The organism is Clostridium rhizosphaerae (assembly GCF_016765585.1).
In the GTDB taxonomy this organism is placed as follows: Bacteria; Bacillota; Clostridia; order Clostridiales; family Clostridiaceae; genus Clostridium_AT; species Clostridium_AT rhizosphaerae.
On the sequence record NZ_JAESWC010000008.1, the window covers coordinates 66,500 to 89,368 of the forward strand.

General features: G+C 31.5%; 20 protein-coding genes. 6 read left to right on the forward strand and 14 right to left on the reverse strand.

Features of this window, described 5'->3' with window-relative positions:
• Positions 1-23: 23 nt before the first annotated feature.
• From JK636_RS13075 to JK636_RS13085, 3 genes are all read right to left on the reverse strand, one after another.
• Entirely contained in the window at positions 24-1,145 is a 1,122-nt protein-coding gene (locus JK636_RS13075; RefSeq protein WP_202749456.1) for a GNAT family N-acetyltransferase, read from the reverse strand.
• A 44-nt stretch (positions 1,146-1,189) separates the two neighbouring features.
• On the reverse strand, positions 1,190-2,506 hold the full coding sequence (locus JK636_RS13080; RefSeq protein ID WP_202749457.1) for a glycosyltransferase: 1,317 nt from the start codon (positions 2,504-2,506) through the stop codon (positions 1,190-1,192).
• Between the two features lie 180 nt (positions 2,507-2,686).
• Positions 2,687-3,040, reverse strand: coding sequence for a hypothetical protein (locus JK636_RS13085; RefSeq protein ID WP_202749458.1), 354 nt, complete (start codon positions 3,038-3,040; stop codon positions 2,687-2,689).
• Between the two features lie 119 nt (positions 3,041-3,159).
• On the opposite strand from JK636_RS13085, the gene JK636_RS13090 reads away from it, so the two are divergent.
• Complete coding sequence (locus JK636_RS13090; protein ID WP_202749459.1) at positions 3,160-3,693, forward strand: 2'-5' RNA ligase family protein; 534 nt, start codon at positions 3,160-3,162, stop codon at positions 3,691-3,693.
• A gap of 7 nt (positions 3,694-3,700) precedes the next feature.
• On the opposite strand, the gene JK636_RS13095 is transcribed toward JK636_RS13090, so the two are convergent.
• Positions 3,701-4,120 (reverse strand): hypothetical protein, encoded by a 420-nt coding sequence (locus JK636_RS13095; protein ID WP_202749460.1) that lies wholly within the window; start codon positions 4,118-4,120, stop codon positions 3,701-3,703.
• A 173-nt stretch (positions 4,121-4,293) separates the two neighbouring features.
• Between JK636_RS13095 and JK636_RS13100 the strand changes: the two genes are divergently transcribed.
• Positions 4,294-4,950, forward strand: a complete 657-nt coding sequence (locus JK636_RS13100; RefSeq protein WP_202749461.1) for an undecaprenyl diphosphate synthase family protein — start codon at positions 4,294-4,296, stop codon at positions 4,948-4,950.
• Between the two features lie 76 nt (positions 4,951-5,026).
• Positions 5,027-6,958: an asparagine synthase (glutamine-hydrolyzing) gene (gene asnB / locus JK636_RS13105; RefSeq protein WP_202749462.1), complete on the forward strand. Its 1,932-nt coding sequence runs from the start codon at positions 5,027-5,029 to the stop codon at positions 6,956-6,958.
• A 37-nt stretch (positions 6,959-6,995) separates the two neighbouring features.
• Here the strand turns inward: asnB and JK636_RS13110 are convergent, their stop codons facing one another.
• On the reverse strand, positions 6,996-9,455 hold the full coding sequence (locus JK636_RS13110) for a sugar phosphate nucleotidyltransferase (protein ID WP_202749463.1): 2,460 nt from the start codon (positions 9,453-9,455) through the stop codon (positions 6,996-6,998).
• 33 nt (positions 9,456-9,488) lie between these two features.
• Positions 9,489-10,835, reverse strand: coding sequence for a glycosyltransferase family 4 protein (locus JK636_RS13115; RefSeq protein ID WP_202749464.1), 1,347 nt, complete (start codon positions 10,833-10,835; stop codon positions 9,489-9,491).
• Between the two features lie 511 nt (positions 10,836-11,346).
• Here JK636_RS13115 and JK636_RS13120 point away from each other — a divergent pair.
• The gene (locus JK636_RS13120; RefSeq protein WP_202749465.1) at positions 11,347-11,637 is read left to right on the forward strand and encodes a 5-fold beta-flower protein; all 291 of its coding nucleotides are present in this window, start codon (positions 11,347-11,349) and stop codon (positions 11,635-11,637) included.
• 106 nt (positions 11,638-11,743) lie between these two features.
• Here the strand turns inward: JK636_RS13120 and JK636_RS13125 are convergent, their stop codons facing one another.
• Positions 11,744-12,679: an SPFH domain-containing protein gene (locus JK636_RS13125; protein WP_202749466.1), complete on the reverse strand. Its 936-nt coding sequence runs from the start codon at positions 12,677-12,679 to the stop codon at positions 11,744-11,746.
• 1 nt (position 12,680) lies between these two features.
• Entirely contained in the window at positions 12,681-13,133 is a 453-nt protein-coding gene (locus tag JK636_RS13130; protein ID WP_207751753.1) for an NfeD family protein, read from the reverse strand.
• A gap of 336 nt (positions 13,134-13,469) precedes the next feature.
• Between JK636_RS13130 and JK636_RS13135 the strand changes: the two genes are divergently transcribed.
• Positions 13,470-15,374: an NAD(+) synthase gene (locus tag JK636_RS13135; protein WP_202749467.1), complete on the forward strand. Its 1,905-nt coding sequence runs from the start codon at positions 13,470-13,472 to the stop codon at positions 15,372-15,374.
• A 147-nt stretch (positions 15,375-15,521) separates the two neighbouring features.
• Here JK636_RS13135 and JK636_RS13140 read toward each other — a convergent pair whose 3' ends face one another.
• The 4 genes from JK636_RS13140 to JK636_RS13155 form a co-directional block, all read right to left on the reverse strand.
• The gene (locus tag JK636_RS13140; protein WP_202749468.1) at positions 15,522-15,947 is read right to left on the reverse strand and encodes a YaaR family protein; all 426 of its coding nucleotides are present in this window, start codon (positions 15,945-15,947) and stop codon (positions 15,522-15,524) included.
• A 127-nt stretch (positions 15,948-16,074) separates the two neighbouring features.
• On the reverse strand, positions 16,075-17,175 hold the full coding sequence (locus JK636_RS13145) for a Gfo/Idh/MocA family protein (protein ID WP_202749469.1): 1,101 nt from the start codon (positions 17,173-17,175) through the stop codon (positions 16,075-16,077).
• A gap of 12 nt (positions 17,176-17,187) precedes the next feature.
• Positions 17,188-18,054, reverse strand: coding sequence for an SDR family oxidoreductase (locus tag JK636_RS13150; protein ID WP_202749470.1), 867 nt, complete (start codon positions 18,052-18,054; stop codon positions 17,188-17,190).
• 53 nt (positions 18,055-18,107) lie between these two features.
• Positions 18,108-18,389 (reverse strand): hypothetical protein, encoded by a 282-nt coding sequence (locus JK636_RS13155; protein ID WP_202749471.1) that lies wholly within the window; start codon positions 18,387-18,389, stop codon positions 18,108-18,110.
• Positions 18,390-18,722: 333 nt separating this feature from the next.
• Here JK636_RS13155 and JK636_RS13160 point away from each other — a divergent pair, with 333 nt between their 5' ends.
• A complete protein-coding gene (locus JK636_RS13160) occupies positions 18,723-21,389 on the forward strand; it encodes a cation-translocating P-type ATPase (RefSeq protein ID WP_202749472.1) in 2,667 nt (888 codons plus the stop codon).
• A 9-nt stretch (positions 21,390-21,398) separates the two neighbouring features.
• On the opposite strand, the gene JK636_RS13165 is transcribed toward JK636_RS13160, so the two are convergent.
• Together JK636_RS13165 and JK636_RS13170 are read right to left on the reverse strand one after the other, a co-directional pair.
• Entirely contained in the window at positions 21,399-21,896 is a 498-nt protein-coding gene (locus JK636_RS13165; RefSeq protein ID WP_202749473.1) for a GAF domain-containing protein, read from the reverse strand.
• Between the two features lie 51 nt (positions 21,897-21,947).
• The gene (locus JK636_RS13170; protein ID WP_202749474.1) at positions 21,948-22,772 is read right to left on the reverse strand and encodes a ComEC/Rec2 family competence protein; all 825 of its coding nucleotides are present in this window, start codon (positions 22,770-22,772) and stop codon (positions 21,948-21,950) included.
• Positions 22,773-22,869: the final 97 nt, after the last annotated feature.

The following is a 22,869-nucleotide window of genomic DNA, read 5'->3' on the forward strand; positions in this document are numbered from 1 at the left end:
TATAAATAATATTTATTAAACTTTTATATTTCTTTTTTATATAATCTGTAGGTTCTGTATAGAATACCGCCTGTTTTCTCTATGTCTGTTCTCATTGCTGTATTGGTCTCTCCTATCGTTGAACCCTCACAGTATTGATAACCCTTTTTTAAACCATTTATATATTCTTTATATAATATTGCACCGCTTACTGCCTTTTTTCTATACTCAGGAATTACAAAAAGCACAAATATTCTAAAGCCAGTTATTTTTCTTTTATACCATAAAAACTTAAAAACTCCAGTGGGAAGCAGCTTTCCATTTAACTTCTTTAATACTTGGTTGTAATCTGGAAGAGCTATTGCAAATCCAACAGGTTTATCCTCACTTCTAGCTATAAGTATAAGATCCTCGTCTGCCAACGGTTTAAGTCTTGCACCTTCTGCCCTAACCTCTTCTAAAGTAGGCGGAGTCAAATCTTCCCATTCTTCAGGCATTGCAATATCTAATACCTTTTTAATGTCTTCCATTTCTTTATCAATGTTTTTAAGATCTATGCTGTCTACTCTGAAGTTGTACCTCTTCATTGCATACTCAGCAACCCTTCCATGTCTTTCCATATTTACAGCAGTACGAATATCGTGATAATACGCATATAAATCTAAATGTTTTACAAATCCATACTCTTCAAAAAAATCAACATAGTACTTAGGGTTATAAGAATTCATTAATACAGGAGATCCTTCAACCCCCTCTACTAAAAGTCCTCGGTTATCATCACCATTTGTTGGTGATACGGGCCCTTTAACAACCTTTTTACCTCTTTCCTTAAGCCATTTTACGGCTTTATCAAAAAGTGCAAAGGCCACTTCCTTGTTTTCAATACTCTCAAAAAGGGTGATATATCCATCTTCCGCATTTTTCTTTTCATTTAAACTCTCATTAATACCAACACAAATCCTTCCAGCTGGTTTTTCATTATAATTAGCTATAAAGAAAGCGTGCTCTCCTTCCATGAAAAGCGGATTGTCCTTTCCAAGCAGAGTATTTAGCATATCTTTTTTTAATGGAGGAACCCATAGTGTGTCCTCCTTATAAATTATCCACTGTAGTTCTATAAATTCTTTAAGTTCTTTTTTACTTTTTGCTTCAAGTATATTTATCATGTTTAAAATCCATCCCCGTACTTATTAAGTTACAAATCTATTGCTTAATGTGATAACGGCGTATTAAGCCCAACTTCAGCATCAAAATCTTTTATTAATTCATATTCATACTTATTATTTAAAATAATTGCTCTTAGTAGCTCACCTTTTTCTTCATAACTTCTACAGTATTTGTTTAATAGTTTTTCAATATTGTTTTGATATTGTTCTTTACTTTCTAATATATCTTCTAGTGCTTTTACTATTTCTCTGTTGCTCTCAACTACCTTGCCAATATTATATTTTTCAATCATTGTCAAAGTACCTTTATCATTTGAAGTAGCTCTTCTAAATGTTATCTCCGGTGTTTTATTTAAAAGACTTTCAATAAATATACCTGCTGATGGTCTTCCAACAATACAGTCTGCTGCTGCTAAAACTTCATCAAAATTTTCAATATACTTAAAAGTCATTATGTTAATATTAGGATTTTTTACTTTTATAGAGTTAACTTTATTATAAATATTTTCATCCCTTCCACAAATAACAAGCAAATTTAAAGGTTTCTTATATGTTTTAGCGATCAATTGAACCATTTGTAATAAAAACTTTCCCCCTATGCTTCCACTGGCTAAAATAGCACTATCAAGTCCATTATCAAATCCATACTTTTTCTTTATATTTTTAATATCCTTATCAGTAAAATGTTTTTTCTCTGCTAAAGGTCCAATAGCTCTGTAATTAGCGTCATTATTTTCTTCAAGCTCTTTATTTGGATTTCTGAAAATGGAATTTCTGTAACCTTGAAAAACATAGTCTCTATAATACTCCAAGATATATTGTATCTTCTCTAATAATGTAGTTTCTTTATTTAATTTATATGAATGATACGTTTTTGAGAAATCATAACTTCTTATCGCATCACCAGTTTCATTAAAATAACAAATATGAGTTGCATAAGGATTTACTAAATCTATGAAAATGGATACTTCTGTAATAAATATGTAAAAAGGTATGCCCTTTTCTTTTGCATATGACCCTACAGCTTTATTAAAGCCATCAGCCGTACAAATAATGATATCTGGATTTATCTCCTCAAGTTTTTTATAGAAGGGAGTTGTATTAGATACCTCTATAAAAGGTAGAACAAATATTCTTACTATAAAATTCAATAATAAATCTACTGTTCTAATATAGTCTTTCCTGATACAGAAATTCCAGAGCTTTACCACTCCATTTATGCTGCTATCTCCAATCATATCACTTCCGGCATATTTCACTACTTCTACATCATCATCTTTTAAAACATCCTCTAATATCCTAGCCATCCTCAAATGGCCCATACCCATCTTTTCGTAAATAACTAAAACCTTTTTAGACATGAAATTCCCTACCTTCCTAGGGCAGACTTAATAATTGTCTGCTTTTACGTAAAATATAGTATAAGTTCTTCCTATAATTATACTACAGTGAAAAATAAAACGGAATACCAGTATATATCCGAATTGTAAAGGAAAACCTGAGAATAGCGTTCTCAGGTTCATATTTTAAAAATATTCCATTTAAATCATTGCTTTAAGTAAAAGAGCCGCTGCTCCAAGAGCTGCTTTTTCATAAATAGATGCATAGCCTTCAATACTAAATAATGCTGTACCTGAGCTATCTTCTCCCTGTCTTATTAAATCTCCATCTATCCAGGCTATTATTTCACCATCCTTATCCTTACCTTCTCTTATATACTTTCCATCTACAATAACAAGTATATCGCCATTGCTGCCGCTGCCTTCTCTAATAACTTTTCCATCTAAATTAACTAATATATGTCCAAAGCTATCTCTGCCTTCCCTTACAAACCTTCCGTCTAAGTTCGCTAACACTTTGCCTGTCCCAAGACCTCCATCCCTAATACAACTCATTTTATCATCCCCTCTTAGTCTAATGCGTCTTTATTAAATTTTATGTTTATAAATCTTTAATATTACAAATAATTTAAGTAGATTGTTAATCAATCGCAATTTTATTAAGGGGTGGTTTTGTGCGCTATGTAATAGTTTGTTTAATTAAAGGAGAAGCTTTAGTATATCATGAAAAGCTTGCAAAAGATATTTGCGAAAAATTTAATGTTAAAAGACAAAGACTTCCTGCTCATTTTACAATTAAGGCACCATTTGAAACTGATAATATAGCAGAGCTTGAAAAACTAACGGAAGAATTCTGTAATAACAATATATCTACTCCTATTGTTATAAATAACTTTGGATTTTTCAGGGAAAACGTAATTTTTATGGATATTAAAGCTTCAAAAGAATGTATAACTACTAATAGTAGTTATATCGATAGACTAAAAAACTTGAGTTGGATTGAATGGAAAAAAAACGAAGGAAAAAATAAAGTATTTCACTGTACATTGGTTACAAAGCTTTCACCAGAAAAATTTCATCCCATATGGGACTATGTGTCCGGCCTTGAATGTAGCTTTAATACACAATTTGATAATATTTCTATATTAAACTGGGATAAAGATAGATGGGTTACTTTCAAAGAATATAGTTTTAAAGACAGGCATTAACCTGTCTTTAAATATCATTATCCTTAAACTTTTGATTTAGTTCTCCAACATCTTCCTTTACTCTGCCAATACTTAGAGCATCATTTTCAAATCTTGCACCCATATTTCTCATTATACTTTCAACCTTTTCCTGAAGTCCTAATTCAGCTTCTGTGACAATCTTATAGTTATTATCGTTAAATTCGGAAAAACCAGCTGTTACATTAACAATCGGACTTATAGAAGTTAACGGATATCTTTTCATATCAGACGGATCTATAACAAGGTTAGAAAGACTATAAGATGAATTTGTATTCGCTAAATTTCTTTTTATATTCCTGTTATTATCATCAATTTCGATATGAGAATTTGTAAAACCTGCCTCAATTAATTTTGAAAGTGTTTGATTTGCTCTTTCCAAAGTCATAAAATATCCTTCCACCTTCATATCATTTCACACCTCTTATTTTATTTTGTCTTTCTAATATTTTCACCACATAAGAAATTAATATTCTAATAAAAATAAAACCACAGCAATTTTGTTATAGCTTGCATTATATTAGCAGCACTTGGTAATAATACTACTAAAATTACCAATTAATTTTGCAAGGAGAGGATTTTATGCGAATTCCTAACCATATTGGTGTAATACCTGATGGAAATAGAAGGTGGTCTTTAGCTAGAGGCTTAAGTAAAGAAAACGGATATGACAAAGGCTTAGATCCTGGTGTACAGCTTTTTAGGTTGTGTCAGGAAATAGGAATTAAGGAATTAACGTATTATGGTTTTACTATGGATAATACTAAAAGGCCTTCTATACAAACTAAAGCTTTTACAGATGCATGCATTAGGGCTGTTGAACTTCTTTCAAAAGAAGATGCATCATTATTAGTAGTTGGAAATACAGAATCCCAAATGTTTCCTAAGGAACTTATACCCTATACTGAAAGAAAAAATATAGGTAAGGGAGGAATTAAAGTAAACTTTTTAGTCAATTATGGTTGGGATTGGGACTTGAGCAGGCTTATATCTGATACAAAAAATATTAAAAACAGTCTTAAAAGCAATATTCTTTGCTATTTAAATTCCTATGACATATCTCGTGTGGATTTAATAATTCGCTGGGGAGGAATGAGAAGATTAAGCGGCTTTCTTCCTGTTCAATCTATATATTCTGACTTTTACGTAGTCGACGATTATTGGCCTGACTTTAAACCTGAACATTTATTCAATGCACTAATGTGGTATGACAAACAAGACATAACTTTAGGAGGCTAATTGAATATTCACCAAAGTTTAGGCAAAAATAATAATCATGTCTAATAATATTTGCTTAATTTTTGGAGGTTACAGAATGTGTGGAATATGCGGCTTTTCTGGTGAGCTAGTTGAAAATCTAGGTATTAAGTCTCTTAAAGAAATGTTAGGAAGCCTTATTCATAGGGGGCCTGACGATGATGGTATGTACTTCAATAAGCTTATTGGGTTTGGAATGAGAAGGCTTAGTATCATAGATTTAAATAATGGACATCAGCCTATTCACAATGAAAATAAAAACATTTGGACTATTTTTAACGGAGAAATCTACAACTATAAATTTTTAAAAAATTTTCTTCAAATAAGAGGTCATAAATTTTATACAAATACAGATACAGAAGTTATTGTTCATCTTTATGAAGAATATGGTGAAGATTTTATACAACATTTATCTGGAGTTTTTGCTATCGCACTTTGGGATAATAATTTAAATAAACTTATATTAGTTAGAGATAGGCTTGGAGTTAAGCCTCTTTACTATACAATAAAAAATAATACTATTATCTTTGCCTCTGAAATAAAATCTATTTTATGCTGTGGTGCAGTAGAAAGGGAAATAAACAATAAAATAATGGGCTCATATCTAACTTTTAGATATATACCAGGAGAGCAAACCCTTTTTAATAATATATATAAACTTATGCCCGGTAATTCTTTGGTTTTTGTGAATAATAAAATTAGAATCAAACAATTTTGGAATGTAGATTTTAATGTAGGCTTTAATGAAAAACCTGAAATTTATTATGAGGATAATATACGTTCATTACTGCAAACTGCTATACAAGACAGATTGATGAGCGACGTTCCAATTGGAGTGTTTTTAAGTGGAGGATTAGACTCTAGCATTGTACTGGCACTGGCTTCAAAACTTTCTTCAGAAAAATTGAAAACTTTTTCTGTTGCTTTCTCAAAACCCTCTGCAAAAACAAGTTTAAGCGAGTTTAACGAACTTAATTACGCTAAAAGGGTAGCTGATTTTTATGGTTCTGAACATTATGAATATACCATAGATACAAAAGAAGTTATTGATGACTTAAATGATATAATTTGGTATTTGGATGAACCTTTAGGAGATCCAACTGCTATTCCTTTATATTATGTGTCAAGACTCTCTAAAAATCATTCTAAAGTAGTGCTTTCCGGTGAGGGAGCAGACGAAATATTTGCTGGATATGAAATATATAGGGAACCTAATTTAATAAACAAATATAATAATATACCTTATTTTATTAGAAAAGGCTTCATAGAGCCTTTAGTTACCAAAATGCCTTTCAAATTTGGCAAAGACTTTTTAAGAAGGACAGAAATGAATATATGCAGCAGATATAGAGGTGTTGGACGTACCTTTAGGGAAGATGAAATCTTAAGACTTCTTAATTTAGATTTCTGTGAAAGTATTACAAACTCACTTGTTGAAGATTATATTTCTTCTATATACAGGACAACTGAATTAGGTGATGATATAAACAGAATGCTTTACTTTGATCAGAAGGTTTGGCTGCCAGAGGATGTTCTCATGAAATCTGATAAAATAACTATGGCAAATTCAATAGAACTAAGAGTTCCATTTTTAGATTATAGACTTGTTCAATTTGCATCTAATATTCCATCAAAGCTTAAATATAAAGGCAAGTGTGAAAAATACATATTAAAACAAGCCTTTGCAGACATACTGCCTGACTTCGTTCTAAAAAGGCAGAAGAATGGCTTTCCAGTACCTATTACTTCTTTATTAAACAGCGAATATAAAAGTTTTGCCCAAGATATCTTGTTATCTTCCTCATCTATTAACAGAGGATACTTTAACAAAAGCTATATTGAAAATCTATTTAATACAAATAGTACTCGAAATCCTTATACCTCAAGGCAAATTTGGCTGCTTTTAACCTTTGAATTATGGAATAAGCTCTATATAGACAATTTTAATACTAATGCAAATACTCCAAACATTATAGAGCAAACCTCATAAAAAATACACTGTCTCTGCTTTAGAGACAGTGTATTTTTTATGCTAATTCTTCTCTTTCAAATTCTGTAATATATTGAATTCTTTTTACAAATTCTTCACTTAAGCTTTCAGCTTCAGATAAATCTTTAGCCTCAGTATAAACTTTGCATACAGGCTCTTCTGCATCTGGAAGAATTAAAACCCATCCATTATCATAATTGAGTTTCACACCCTCAATTAAATCTATAGATTTAGAATTATTCTCTTCTATTATGCTTCTCATTACCATTCCCTTCATGTTCCAAGGGCAGCTGACATCTTGCCTTTTATTATAGTATTTAGGTATTTGAGATACAATTTCCGATAACATAATATTCTCTTCAGCCATTATATTAATCATAAAAATACATAAACCTATTGAATCCAAGCTCATTAAATATGAATTTACTACATCTCTTTTTAATATTTTCTTTTCATTTTTTATATAATTTTCCAGTATAGATTTTTGAGACATTTTACATCTTATGAATTTAGCACCGCAAGCTTTTGCAACCTCTTCCATTACATTAGAAGCAATTACAGGTGCAACTAAAGTCTTAAATTTTGTTGACTTTAAAAATATAAAAGCACTTAATGCATAATATATATTATCTTTTATAATATTTCCTGTTTCATCTATGATTACAGCTTCTTCGCCTTCACCGGAAATATTTACACCAAAATTTGCACCACTTTCAACAACTTCTCTGCTAAGCCCTAAATAATTATTATATTCGTCATAAAGCTTTATATTTATCCTTAGCTCTAAAAAAATATTTTCTATTACAGATAAAATCAATGGATTCCTAACACACAAGACAGCTTTGAATTTTTCACTTCTTATATTATGCACTCCGACCTTATTTATTATCTGTCTTACATAATACTCAATACAGTCAGACATATGAGTTATTTTTCTAAAGTCATCCGTTTTTACTCTTCTGAAATCTTCTCTTATAAAACTGTTTTCAATTTTTCTTTCGCTAGCTTTATCAATATTACAACCATTTGAATCCATAAATAGTATTTTTGCTTTTTGTGAATTCTCGTCATCTATAGAAACATGAATAGCACCCTGTACTCCAAAAAAAAGAATTGCATATCTTGTCATAGGGGTTACAAGCTTCTTTAAGTCATATACTTCAATACCCATAGATAAAAGACCTGTAGCAAGCGAGTACTTAAAGGTTTGGGATGCTCCATAATCATCACAGCTTATTGCTACCTTTGATCCTGGTTTTAATAATGAACCATAAGCAGATCCAAGCTTAGAAACAAACTCCGGAGTTATATCTACATTTACTTCTCCTATTATCCCTTTTTTACCAAAAAGAGCTCTTGATAATTTTCCTCCCCAAATTATATTTTCCTTTACAACGGTACAAGCTCCAACTTCTTTATTTGGCCAAATTCTTACACCAGGCTTTATAATAGCTCTTTCTCCTAATAAGGTTTCATCTCCAATGGCACACTCCTCAAATACTGAAACTTTTGACTCAAGCTGTACATTATTGCATAGTACTGCTCCTTTAACTTGTGCGTTACTGCCAATATAGCAATTATTTAAAATAATACTTCGTTTTATCCTTGCACCAGTAGATATTATATTAGATCTGCCTAAAATACTGTAAGGCCCCAAATTTGAACCAGAATAAATCTTACATCCACTGCCAATATATACTGGCGCTTCAATAACAGCCTTGGGAGAAATTTCACAGCTTTCGCCTATCCAAATTCCATCCTTATATTTTTCACCTTTTATATCAACCTTCACTAAACCTTTTAGTATATCATAATGACATCTTATATACTGCTCTATATTCCCTATATCACACCAATAACCATTTTCCACAAAGCCATACATAGGTTTTTGCTCCCTTAGTAAAATAGGGAACAAATCATTACTGAAATCAAACTTTTGTTCTTTCTCATAATATGAGAAAACTTCCGGCTCCAAAATATATATGCCAGTATTAGCTTTATCGCTAAAAACTTCTCCCCAGCTTGGTTTTTCTAAAAAACCGGTTACTCTCCCTTCTTTGTCTGTTACCACTACTCCGTATTCAAGAGGCACGGCTACCTCTTTCAACACTAAAGTTGCTGTTGCTTTTCTTTTTTTATGAAACTCTATTGCTTTAGAGATATTAATATCTGTAAGTGAATCTCCGCTTATTACAATAAACGTATCATCTAAAAAGTTTTCTGCATTTTTTACACTTCCTGCAGTTCCAAGAGGCAGCTCTTCAATATAATATCTCAAATTAACACCAAAGTCTTTTCCATCACCGAAGTATCCTATAACTTCATCAGGTAAGTATTGCAGAGTAACAGCTATATCAGTTATACCATTTTTTCTAAGCAGTTCAACTGTATATTCCATAACAGGTTTCTCAAGTATAGGCATCATTGGTTTTGGAATATTGCAGGTTAGAGGTCTAAGTCTTGTACCTTCTCCACCTGCCATAATTACCGCTTTCATAAATTCTCGTCCCCCTATTTGATTCTAAAAATATTAACTGTTTGCTTTTTTTCTAGTTCTCTTAGGCTTAACAGTTATCTCCTCAGCAATTTTAACTTCATCTGCCTCTAAGTTATCAACTACTTTAACTACTTCACTCTTTTTTCTTCTAGTTGTTCCTGTACTTTTTTTCTTAACTTTTTCAATTGACACTTCCCACTCTGTACCCTTAGCTTCTTCTTTTACTTTTTCATACATTTTAACTGTAGCTTCTGCAACCTTATCCCATGAATACTTTTCTAAAACTGTTTCTATACCCTTTTCCTTTAAATGTTTTCTCAAGTCTTCTCTTCTTAATAGCTCTAATAAATTGTCTTTAAGACTATCCTTAGAACCTGTTATTATTTTCATACCATTTGTTTTATGTTCAATAACTTCTTTAAGTCCTCCTATATCTGATGCTACTACTGGACAGCCTGCAGCCATAGCCTCTAAAGCTACTATACCAAAGGGCTCATATAACGATGGAAATACTGCGGCATCCGCTGTCTTATACATTTTTTTCTTTGTTTCATCATCCATGTAACCTGTGAACAGAACTTTATTTTCTAGCCCAAAATATTTCACCTTTTCCTTTAATTCCTCTGTCATATCCCCTTTTCCAGCAATAACAAATTTAATATCTTTATAGGAATTTATTATATCCGGTGCTGCATCTATCAATATTTGAACTCCTTTTTCATACACATGTCTTCCGATAAAAAACACAATTTTTTCATTATCTAGCGCATAATTTCTTCTAAATTCCAAATCATCAAAATCTACTTTAAAATCCTCAGCATCAACACCATTTGGAATAATGTTTATTTTGTCCAAAGGAGCACTTAATACTTGATTTATTTCTTCTTTCATATAATTGCTGCAGGCAACTATCTTCCATGCCTCATAGGTAAGTATCCATTCTGCCGAAGATATATAGCTTTGCAGTTCAGTTCTTATTCCTCCATTTCTTCCATGTTCAGTAGCATGTATCGTACATACCATAGGTATGTTGAAGGAGTTCTTTAATGTCTTTGCTGCATATGAAGTTAGCCAATCATGAGCGTGAATAACATCAAACTTACCATGTTTGCTTATAAGCTTTACTACTTCTTCTATAATTGAAAAATTAAGATGCATAACCCACTTTGTAAAATCTGAAGTATTGATATTATAAGGAATAACTCTGTGCACAAATACTCCAGAATCTATGGTTTCCAGTGGTGCTTCACCCTCAAAGCAAGTAACAACATGAACCTCATTTCCCAATTTCTCAAGTGCTTTTGATAGATAGTAAACGTGATTTGAAAGTCCTCCAATATTTTTAGGCGGATACTCCCAAGACAGCATTAATATCTTCATTAATAATTCCCCCTTGTATTTCTTATTTTATTAATCTTTAAGTACCTTAGAATAATATGTAATTATATTAAACATGGTGCATAGTATGTTGATGTAAATTATTTAAAATAAAATTATATGCAACTTGAAAATAAAAATATTTCAAGTTTGCTAATCCTATTTTTCATTATATTACCAATTATAACCTATAATTTAAAAATTTCAACTATTTGCAATATAATTATCCCAAATTAACCTATTTTTTTATATAACAAATCGATATTTCAATTTATCATTATTTATTTTCGTTTTACTCCGTATTTCTTTCATTTTAATGTACATTTAAAAACGTTTACATATTATGTAAACGTTCAATTTTATATAAATGCAACTTAATCACTTTTTTATTGCATTTAATTAGTGTGTAATTTCTTTTTTGTTTTATTTACTTGTAACAATTATTCCAGATAATCATAGTATGTACTGAAAAATACAAGCCTACTTTATATAATAATGGAAGGGAGATTTTTATATGAGAAGAGTATATAATACTTACTTAAGTCCTCTTGGGTATATCCAAGACACCTCAATCTATGATATTAACAATAATATGGTGGGTTTTTATGATGGCAATACTATTTTTGACGGGTATGGCTATCGTCAAGGCTATTATGACGGCAACAGATTCTATGATAACTATGGCAACTATGCAGGCTATATGAATACAAACATTATTTATAATTCCTCTAATTCTCCTATAGGCTTTACCGATAATGCATTAGACTTTTTATTAGCTGCCTCCTTATTATTCTTATTAATCTAATAAAAGTGGCAAACATCTTGTTTCTCACTTTTATATAGATATCACCCTTGAAAATTGAACCACATTAAAAGACCTGTGACTAAAAATCACAGGTCTTTTATAAATATTACTTTTTAAGCATTTCGCCAATAGCTGCAATATTTCCAAAGGTTGATAATGCTTCATTAGGAAGTATGAGCTTATTAGCAGGATTTTTAGCCATTTCTTGAAGAGCCTCAACTTGTTTTAATGCTATAACAGTTTCATTTGTTCCAGATTCAATAATTGCCTTATTTACCTGCTCAATAGCTTTTGCCTGAGCCTCAGCAATGGCTTCAATAGCTCTTGCCTTACCTTCTGCTTCAAGAAGCTGGGATTCCTTCATACCTTCAGCACGTCTGATATTTGCTTCCTTATCAGCTTCAGCTGTAAGAATCTTAGCCTGCTTCTCTCCTTCTGCTCTGGCAATATCACTTTGTTTTTCACCTTCAGCCTGAAGTATAGCAGCTCTCTTGTCTCTTTCAGCCCTCATTTGTTTTTCCATGGCTTGCTGAATTTCAGCTGGCGGTATTATATTTTTGATTTCAACAGAAAGTATTTTAATACCATATGCGTCAGTTATCTCATCCACAACTTGCAAAAGCTCTAAATTAATCTTATCTCTACCTGATAATACTTCATCAAGCGACATATTACCAACTATATTTCTCATATTTGTTATAGTTGAGTAAACAATACCTGATTTGTAGCTTTCAATGTTATAAACAGCATCTCTAGCATTCATAACCTTATAGAAAATAACATTATCTATTGATATCTTAACATTATCTAAAGTTATTACATTTTGCGGCTCTATATCGAGTATTTGCTGTTTAGTTGAAATTCTTTTTCTAACAAAATCTACAAATGGTATTATAAAATGCCATCCTGGTTCTAAAACTCTATGAAACTGTCCTAACCTCTCAACCACAAACAAACTTCCTGTGTTAACAATTTTTATTGATGATACAACAAGTATTAATAATATTACTAAAACAACAAATGTTAAAAGCAATCCAGCCATATTATTTTATCTCCTCTCTAACTTCTTCATTTTTATTTTTTGCAACAACTAATTTATTACCATCGATTCCAGTAATTTTGACTATATCTTCTTTTTTTATAGGTTCACCAGAATTTTTTATTGTCCAGTATATACCGTCTATTTTAACCTTAGCAGTTTCAATTATATCCTCATCAATTGTTATTTCTCTTCCGATATAACTTTCCTCCATTGTAGGTGTCTTAGCCACTGAACCTTTTAGCGTTCTTCTCACAAAAGGATACCCTATTCCCATGGAAACAGCACTTACAGCTACAAATACAATTATTTGAACTGCTGTACCTGCTCCGAAAATCAAAGCTATAATAGCTGCAATTCCCCCTACTGTAAACCATAAAAATAGAAAAGCACTGGTGGCTATGTCCACAACTAACGCCGCTACCGATATAACTACCCAGAGTAATAACGGTGTCATAATAACTCCCCCTTCTTTTCTAAATAATAATAATTAATACACCTTTGAGTATAATTATATAGCAAACTTTAGAAATTTAATATTATTTTCAAAAATTTTACTATGTATATATAATACAATATTTCTGATTTTTATTAAAGTTTTGTTTTAGCTTGTAAAACGTTATTTATTACCGTCTTTAATCGCTGTTTTTATTACATTTCAACTATCTTAGCATAGCTTGGTTTTTCTTTAAAATTCATCATTATACTTTACGAAGATACTTATAATGGTATAATAATGATGAAATTGAAAATTATATAAAACAAATGCTTGAAATGATTGGAGTGAAAACAAATGAATTTTATAAGAGTCGCTGCTGCCAGCCCATTAACCAATGTAGCTGACATTACCTATAACGTAAATAATATAAAAGAATGCATAGAAAAAGCCTTAAAAGAAAATTCAAAACTTATAGTTTTCCCAGAGCTCTCCATAACCTCATATACTTGTGGAGATTTATTCCTTCAAGATCAGCTTTATAAAAAGTCCTTAGATGGAATAAAGATGTTATGCGATTTTTCCTTAAAAAAAGATATACTTGTAGCTGTAGGGGCACCCCTAGTATTTGCAAACAGCATGTATAATTGCGCCTATGTTATATTTAATGGACAAATACTTGGTATTGTTCCTAAAAGCTATATACCAAATTATACAGAATTTTATGAGAAAAGATGGTTTACTCCAGGCCTTCAAATAAGAGATAAAATAGTAAATTTGCCATTTCAAAAAAATATTCCTTTTGGCACTAATATAATTTTTTCTTCTGGGTGCTATAAATTTGGATTTGAAATTTGCGAAGACCTTTGGGTAACAATACCACCTAGTTCTTATTTAAGTCTTTATGGTGCAAATATTATTTCTAATCTTTCAGCTTCAAATGAAGTTGTAAGCAAAGCAGACTATAGAAGAAGCCTTGTCGAAGCTCAAAGTGCAAGATGCATGTGCTCATATCTATATGCTTCTTCAGGAGTTTTTGAATCCACTACAGATTTGGTCTTCAGCGGTCACTTAATAATAGGCGAAAATGGCTCACTATTGAATGAAAATAACCGTTTTAAAAGAGAAAATGACGTTATAACATCCATAATAGATATTGATAGATTAAGAAGCGAAAGAATAAGAAATGTAAGTTTTAGCGACAGCAGTAAATTTGTTGATATGTCTATAAAAGAAATTGAGTTTAATTTTGAAAACACTGATATAGTAAACTTTGATAGATTTATATATAAGCATCCTTTTGTTCCAGCTAATGAAAAACAAAGAGAAGAGCGCTGCAAAGAGATATTTAATATTCAAAGCTCAGCACTTGCTAAAAGGCTGGTACATACCAAACTGACCAAAGCAGTTATTGGAATATCAGGAGGATTAGATTCTACCCTAGCTCTATTGGTAGCTGTAAAGACCTTTGATATGTTAAAGCTTCCAAGAACGAATATTGTAACTGTTACAATGCCTGGTTTTGGAACTACGGATAGAACTTACACAAATGCAATTAACTTATGTAAAAACTTAAATACAGATTTGCGTGAAGTAGATATAGTTCCTGCTTGTTTACAGCATTTTAAGGATATCGGACATGATGCAGGCATACATGATATAACCTATGAAAATGTGCAGGCAAGAGAACGAACTCAAATATTAATGGATCTTTCCAACAAGGAAGGTGGAATTTTAGTTGGTACTGGTGACTTATCTGAATTAGCCTTGGGCTGGGCTACCTACAATGGTGATCATATGTCAATGTACTCTGTTAACTGCTCAGTACCTAAAACTCTTGTAAGATATTTAGTTAGATATGCTGCATTAAGCGAGATGGATAAGGCAACTTCAGATATTTTACTTGATATACTAGCTACTCCAGTAAGCCCAGAGCTTTTACCTAAGGATAAAAATGGAGAAATCACACAGAAAACTGAAGATATAGTTGGCCCTTATGAGCTTCATGACTTTTTTCTTTATTACTTCATAAGACAAGGAGCTTCAAAAGAAAAAATCTTATTTTTAGCTAAACATTCCTTTAAAGAAGATTACGAAGAAGCCGTCATAGAAAAATGGTTTGATAAGTTTACCAGAAGATTTTTCACACAGCAATTTAAACGCTCTGCACTTCCAGATGGCCCAAAGGTCGGCACTGTGAGCCTTTCACCTAGAGGCGACTGGAGAATGCCTTCAGACGCAAGTTTTAATTCTTTCATATAAAAATATAAAAGGCATAGTGGTACAGTATTTCTAATTATAATCTGTATCATCTATGTCTTTCTTTAATACCATCGGCTTGCTAACTATATAACTATATAACTATTTATATTGTTATATAGTTAGTCATTAAACCATTAAGCTAGTCAACTATTTGTAAATATCTACCACAAGTCCTGAAATTTCATCAATAGTGGCTGCTATTTTAAGATTATCCTTCTCCTCTATAAGCAGTAAATCTGTTAGTTCTTTTAATTTTTCATCAATAGTTTCCACTGTCATAAAATATTGTGTCTGCCAAAAACTTATATCCTTTTTAACATTATACATATACTGCAGCACAGATTTCAAATACTCCTGAATCATCTTTTTATAGGAATGCACGTCCGAATAACATTTGGTTACTACTAATCTATTTCCTTTTTTCTTTATGTCATCAAGCATTTGCTTTAACTGCTCTCCATTCTTTCTATCTCTAGCAAAATTAAAGCTTTGCGAAAAATCTTTTTTAATTCCTATTTCTTTTTTATCTTCAGAGGCAACTGGAGCATTTCTTTTTACTCTAGATATTTCCAAGAATATTCCCTCCCGTATTTGTTTTGTTAATTTTAATATTAACTATACTTATTATATCGGATAAAGTGCTAAAATATAAAGATAAATTTATGCCTTATGTTTAATTGCTCTATAAAAAATACCGCCTTTAGCGGTATTTAATCTCATTTATATTTACTTCTCTATTTTCTCTGCTTGACTTGTAGCAGGCCTCAATAACTCTTTGACTTTTAGCTGCCTCTTCAAAATCAGCAGTTATATTGCCATCAACATTAATTCCTGAAATCATATTTGCAAAATTTACAAGTCCCGCCTTGTGAGAGTCGTAGAAAAATCCAGCTGCACTTGGTCCGTAATATCTTAGTATCTTATCCATGCCTTTAGCACTCTTAATAAAAGTCATATTTTTATTAAAATCATAAATTTCAATACTATCAGCCTTATGAGAAGACATCCTTATAGAGCCTTTAGTGCCATATATAACAAAAGATGTTGATTCCTCACTATCCGCAAAAATTCTAGACACCTCTAAATTACCTCTTATTCCATTTTCAAGATAAAGATTGCAGTTAGAAATTTCATCTACATTGGTTCTATTTTCAAAAAAAATCCTGCTGCTGCAATTTACCTTTTCAATATTTCCTAAAGTAGCCTGTATAATATCAACCAAATGAATTCCCAAATCTAAAAGTGCTCCTCCACCTGAAGCTGAACTTGTTCTCCAAACATCTTTTTTATTGGGATTTAGATAACCCTTATGATATAGCTTAATTTTGAAATCAATTATTTCTCCAATAGTTCCTTCATTAATCTCATTTATTATTAAACTAATGGAAGGAACAAATCTATATATTAATGCTACGGCGTTTTTTATGCCTGCCTCTTTAACTGCTTCAGCCATTTCTACTGCTTCATAATAGCTTGAAGATAAGGGTTTTTCGCAATATACAGGCTTTTTATATAATATTGCTTTTCGCACAATATCTCCATGAGAATCATTTGGAGTGCAAATATCTATAAAATCTATATTCTTATCTTCTAACACCTCTTCAAGGCTTTGTGTATTAGTAACTCCATTTATTGAAAACCCAGAAGGTTTTCTAGTGACTGTTTTAACTAAATTTAAATTATATGGAAGATTTAAAGTCATGTTTGCCATATAAGCACTTATGGCATGAGTATTTCCAATTCCTCCAAGTCCTACTATGGCAAAATTAATATCTTTTCTCTTTTCTTCATTAGTCTGCATCTTTACCTCCTGCTATACTCTATAGCCAAATTCTTTTATACACCTTGAAACAGCCTCTTCAGTATCTAAAAATTCAATTCCAAAACTTTTTAATTTAGCATTTGATATTCTTAAGTCTCTTGGAAGTTCCTTAAACTTTTCTTCATCTTTTTCAATGATATCATTGATTCTATAGGATAAACCTAGTTCTTCTACAACATGTTTTGCTATATCATATGTATTTAAATTATTTTCACTACCAGTGTGGTAAATTTCGTAAGGAAGGTTCATTATCTTAGGAATGTTATTAATAAGGTCATAAACATACGTCATACCTCTGTATTCATTAACTGGAATTTTCATTATATTTCCGCTTAGCGCTGCCCTCATAACATTCCAAACTATATTTGCATTTACCTTTTCAAATCTTTCAGGAAATCCAAACATCCATGTAAGCCTTAATATATATGCTTCTTCTAATACTTTTCTTATTTCATCTTCTGCCATAAGCTTATGATTTCCGTAAGTAGTATTAGGCTCTGGCTTAACTTCTTCATTGTAAGGTCCCTTTTCAATATTTCCATTAAAAAGCTGCTCAGTACTTAAGTGAATAAGCTTTGCATTAACCAAGCTGCAGCCCTTTGCAATATTTCTACTTCCTAGAACATTAATATCATAAGAAGTCTCCTTATCTTGTTCACACTTTCCTGTATCAGCTATTGCAGCAGTGTGTAACACATAGTTTGGTCTAATATCTTTAATAACATTAAGAACTTTGTTTTCATCTCTTATATCTAAATCATTTCTTTTTAAAGGAATAATTTCGTATCTATCACTGTAATATTCACAAAATCTTGAAGCAAAAAATCCACCTGCTCCAGTAACCAATATCTTATCCATAGTTAATTCACCTCTTGAATATATTTCATCACAACACAAGTTTTTTTGCAAATTTATTTTTGGTTTTTCATTATATTCTCCACATCTTTTCTTAACTTTTGTTCAATATAATAGGTTTTTCTGGTTGAATCTTTATCATTTTTATTAAGCTGTTCCATTTTCTTATCTATCGAATTTACCGTTTTAGTAGACATCATGTAGCTGGCATTAAAAAACAAGCCGCAGAATATTACAAAAACTAAAAATACTATTAATCCTATTAAAAATCTATTTGCTGTCCATCTATTGTTTCTCTTTATTCTTATGTCTTCAACCATTTCCAAATCCCCTCTCATGTACTTTCCTCCAAATAATAAATTAAATTTGGATATTTTATTCTATAAATATATTATGAATAAAATATCCATATGTTAATTATTTCCAAATATTTATAAATATTTCATTAACCATATATTGAGTTTTTAAAAACCATATGTTATAATTATAAAAAAGGGGAGTAGCAAAAGCTTTATAGCTTCTAATTATTCGTCATTACGGCTTAGGCCCGGATAATTAACTCAGTTTGAGATTGCAAGACCTTTGCTTAGCATAATGCTTTGCAAAGGTCTTTTTTATATACATTTATGATTTTTTAGTTTTGGTGAATAATATGGGAGAGGTGAATTTATATGTGGTTTCAAAAGAATAAAGATGATGTTATTAAAGAGCTTAATGTTAATGCTCTTCAAGGACTATCTTCTGAAGAAGTTAATGTGAGACTTCAAAAGTTTGGCGAAAATAAGCTTACAGGTAAGAAAGGTAAAACTTTATTTCAACTATTTTTTTCGCAATTAAATGACGTTATGATTTATATTTTAATTGGTGCCGCAATTGTTTCCGGGCTTTTAGGAGAAATAAGCGATGCGTTAATAATCGCAATTGTTATTTTAGTAAATGCTGTTGTTGGTGTAATTCAAGAATCAAAAGCAGAAAAGGCTTTGGACGCTTTAAAAAAATTATCTACTCCAAAAGCCATTGTAAAAAGAGATGGTGAGCTTAAAGAAATAGCTTCTGAGGAAATTGTTCCAGGTGACATTATCATAATCGATGCTGGAAGATACATTCCCTGTGATTTAAGGCTAATCGAAAGTGCTAATTTACAAATTGAAGAATCCGCACTTACAGGAGAATCTGTACCTGTAGACAAAAACGGTGATTTAGTTTTCGAAGCGGATGATACCCCTCTTGGAGATCAAAAAAATATGGCTTTCATGTCTACTTTAGCTACTTATGGAAGGGGCATCGGGGTAGCTGTTGGCACAGGTATGGATACTGAAATAGGCAAAATTGCTAAAATGCTTGAAGAAGAGGGAAGCGAGCAGACTCCTCTCCAAAAAAAGCTTGCAGAGCTTGGAAAAATACTTGGTTTTGCCGCACTAGGAATCTGTGCTATGATGTTCGTAGTTGGTTTAGTTCAGGGAAGAGACTTATTTGAAATGTTCTTTACCTCCATAAGTCTGGCTGTAGCAGCTATACCAGAAGGACTTCCTGCTATAGTTACAATAGTTCTTGCTATGGGTGTGCAGAGAATGATTAAAGAAAATGCCATAGTTAGAAAGCTTCCTGCTGTTGAAACTTTAGGTTCAGTAAACATAATATGCTCTGATAAGACCGGTACATTAACTCAAAATAAGATGACTGTAACCAAATTTTATTCTGATAATGCTTTTGGAGACCTATCAGCCTTAAATATAGGAGAACCAGAGCATAGACTTTTATTAGAATGTTTGGTGCTTTGTAACGATGCAACCTATTCTGAGGAATCAAAGACCGGCGACCCTACTGAGATAGCCTTATTGGAGGCCGGTGTAAAATTTAATCTATTTAAAAATGAACTTTATGAGCAGCATGATAGAATAAATGAAGTACCTTTTGATTCTGATAGAAAACTTATGACAACAGTAAATAAATACGATGAAAATTTCTACGTGTTCACAAAAGGTGCTATAGATAATCTTTTAAAAATATGTAAAAGTGCATATATAGGCGGGGAAATAGTTCCTTTAACTGATGATATTAAAGATACAATAATGGATAAATCAAACTCAATGTCTGATGATGCTCTCAGAGTTTTAGGTGCTGCCTTTAAGCAAATTGATTCTCCTCACATAGCTATAGACTGCCTAGAATCGGATCTTGTTTTTATAGGTCTTGTTGGAATGATTGACCCTCCTAGACTTGAGGTTAAGGACTCTATTGCAATATGCAAAAAATCAGGAATCAGAACAATAATGATAACAGGAGATCATAAGAATACAGCTTTTGCTATAGCTAAGGAGCTTGGCATTGCAGAAGATCAGTCTCAAGCTATTTCCGGGGCTGAACTAGATAAATTATCAGAAAAAGACTTGACTGAAAAAATTGATAACCTAAGGGTTTTTGCGAGAGTGTCTCCAGAGCATAAGGTTAAAATAGTAAAAGCCTTTAAGGCAAAAGGTAATATTGTTTCCATGACTGGCGACGGAGTTAATGATGCACCTTCTCTTAAACAGGCTGATATAGGTGTAGCAATGGGAATTACAGGTACTGACGTAGCTAAAGGTGCTTCTGATATGATACTTACTGATGATAATTTTAGTACTATAGTTTCAGCGATAAAAGAGGGAAGAAATATTTATAACAACATAAAAAAATCAATAATATTCCTTTTATCTTGTAATGCCGGAGAAATTATTGCCTTATTCTTTGCTATACTCCTTGGCTGGGCTTCACCTCTTAAGCCAATACACATTTTATGGGTAAATTTAATTACTGATACACTTCCTGCTTTATCACTGGGAGTTGATCCTGGTGATCCGAATGTTATGGACGAAAAGCCCCGTAATCCAAAACACAGCTTATTTGCTGAAGGAGCAGGATTAAGCTTAGTATTAAATGGTATACTAATTGGATTATTAACCTTAACAGCCTTTGTCATTGGAGCTAGAGTTTATACTGGAACTACTGATTTGTTCCCTATTTTTCCTAAAAATATATCTGAAGCGGCTTTAACTCATGCTCAAACAATGGCCTTTGTGGTATTAAGTGTATCTCAGCTGGTTCACGCACTAAATATGAGGCATCCACATAAATCTATATTCCAGGTTGGCTTGTTCACTAACAAATACTTAATCGGATCAATCATACTTGGAATTTTTCTTCAGGATATAGTTATAACAGTGCCTTTTTTAGCCTCTGTATTTAAAGTATTTAACTTAAACATGAGAGATTGGGGCTTTGTAGCATTATTATCCCTTGTACCTCTTATTCTTAATGAAATTGTAAAGATATTTATAAGAGCAAAAAAGGAAGCCTAGGCTTCCTTTTTATAATTCTTCCCAATTTATATATTTATTTAGTTTCTCAACAAACTTCACTAGATATATTTCTTCAAGCTCTGTAAATCTATCTAATTCAGGACTATCTAAGTCCAGTACACCATAAACCTTATCATCTTTAATAATTGGTATAACAAGCTCAGAATTTGATGCAGAATCACAAGCAATATGACCTAGAAATTCATGAACATTAGATATTCTCTGAACCTTTCTTTGAGAAACAGCAGTTCCACATACTCCATTTCCTATTTTAATTCTGTTACATGCCGGAAGGCCCTGAAAAGGTCCTAAAACCAATTCTTCATTTCTCATTAAATAAAAACCTGCCCAATTTAATCTATCAAGAACAGCATTTATTATTGCACCTGCATTGCTTAAATTTGCTAATGGATCCTTTTCTGAGCTTAATTGACCTTCTAATAAAATAAGCATATATTTGTATTTTTCTTCTATATTCATCTTTTTTAGAGGCTCTAGTTTAAACAAATTAATTTTCTCCCTTCTTATATGGCATAGTAATTTACTCAACTATCTTTTTTATTCTATCATTCTATTTGTTAGAATTTCAACTTGTTTATTCCTATTTCCTCTTCTAGTTATAATACTTCCTAACCTGTCAGTCCTTAAAACTTGAGTTTTATCACTTATAAATCTATTAATGACAACATCATTTGGACTTTCATCGCCATCACAGGTTATGACAGCAATACGTGGATTTATAGCTTTTACAAGTTCTTCAGTTGAGCTTGTATCCAAACCATGATGTCCTACCTTCATAATATCAGAATTTAAAATTTCCTTATTCTCTAATATAATCTTCTCCCTCTCTTTTTCTACATCAGCCATAAAAGCATATTTTAGGTTATCTATGAGCCCATATATAACAGTTCCATTATTATTTTCAATATTTAGGTCCTCTTTTTCTGGAAGCATAACTTTTAAGTCTATATTCTTTTCCTTTATATAATAATTAGTATTTATGTATTCAATTTTTATATTTTTATCTATTAAATAAGAAAAAATATAATCTCTATACTTTTGCTGATGATTTGGAAGAATAACTCTTTTCACATCCTTACTAGAAAGTATTTTGGGAAGCCCTCCATAGTGGTCATCATGAAAATGAGTAATTATTATATCCTCTATCTTATCAACCCCTTGTGAGTTAAGATATTCTATAACTTTATCTTCGGTGCGTGGGAGTCCTGTATCTATTAAATAATTTTTTTCACCCTTAATTAAAATACAATCGCTCTGTCCAATATCAATAAAATGCACTTCCGGTTTTATTGCCTCTGCATGTATTCTCACACTAAAAATTAAAGTAATCAATAAAGCAACAGCTATTATGAGCTTTTTCATAAAGCATCCCTCCTGATCTTTAAAAATATATATTATATTTTCCTATTTATGAGTAAACATTATTCTTGCCAAAGCATGAAAAAAATATGGATAGCTA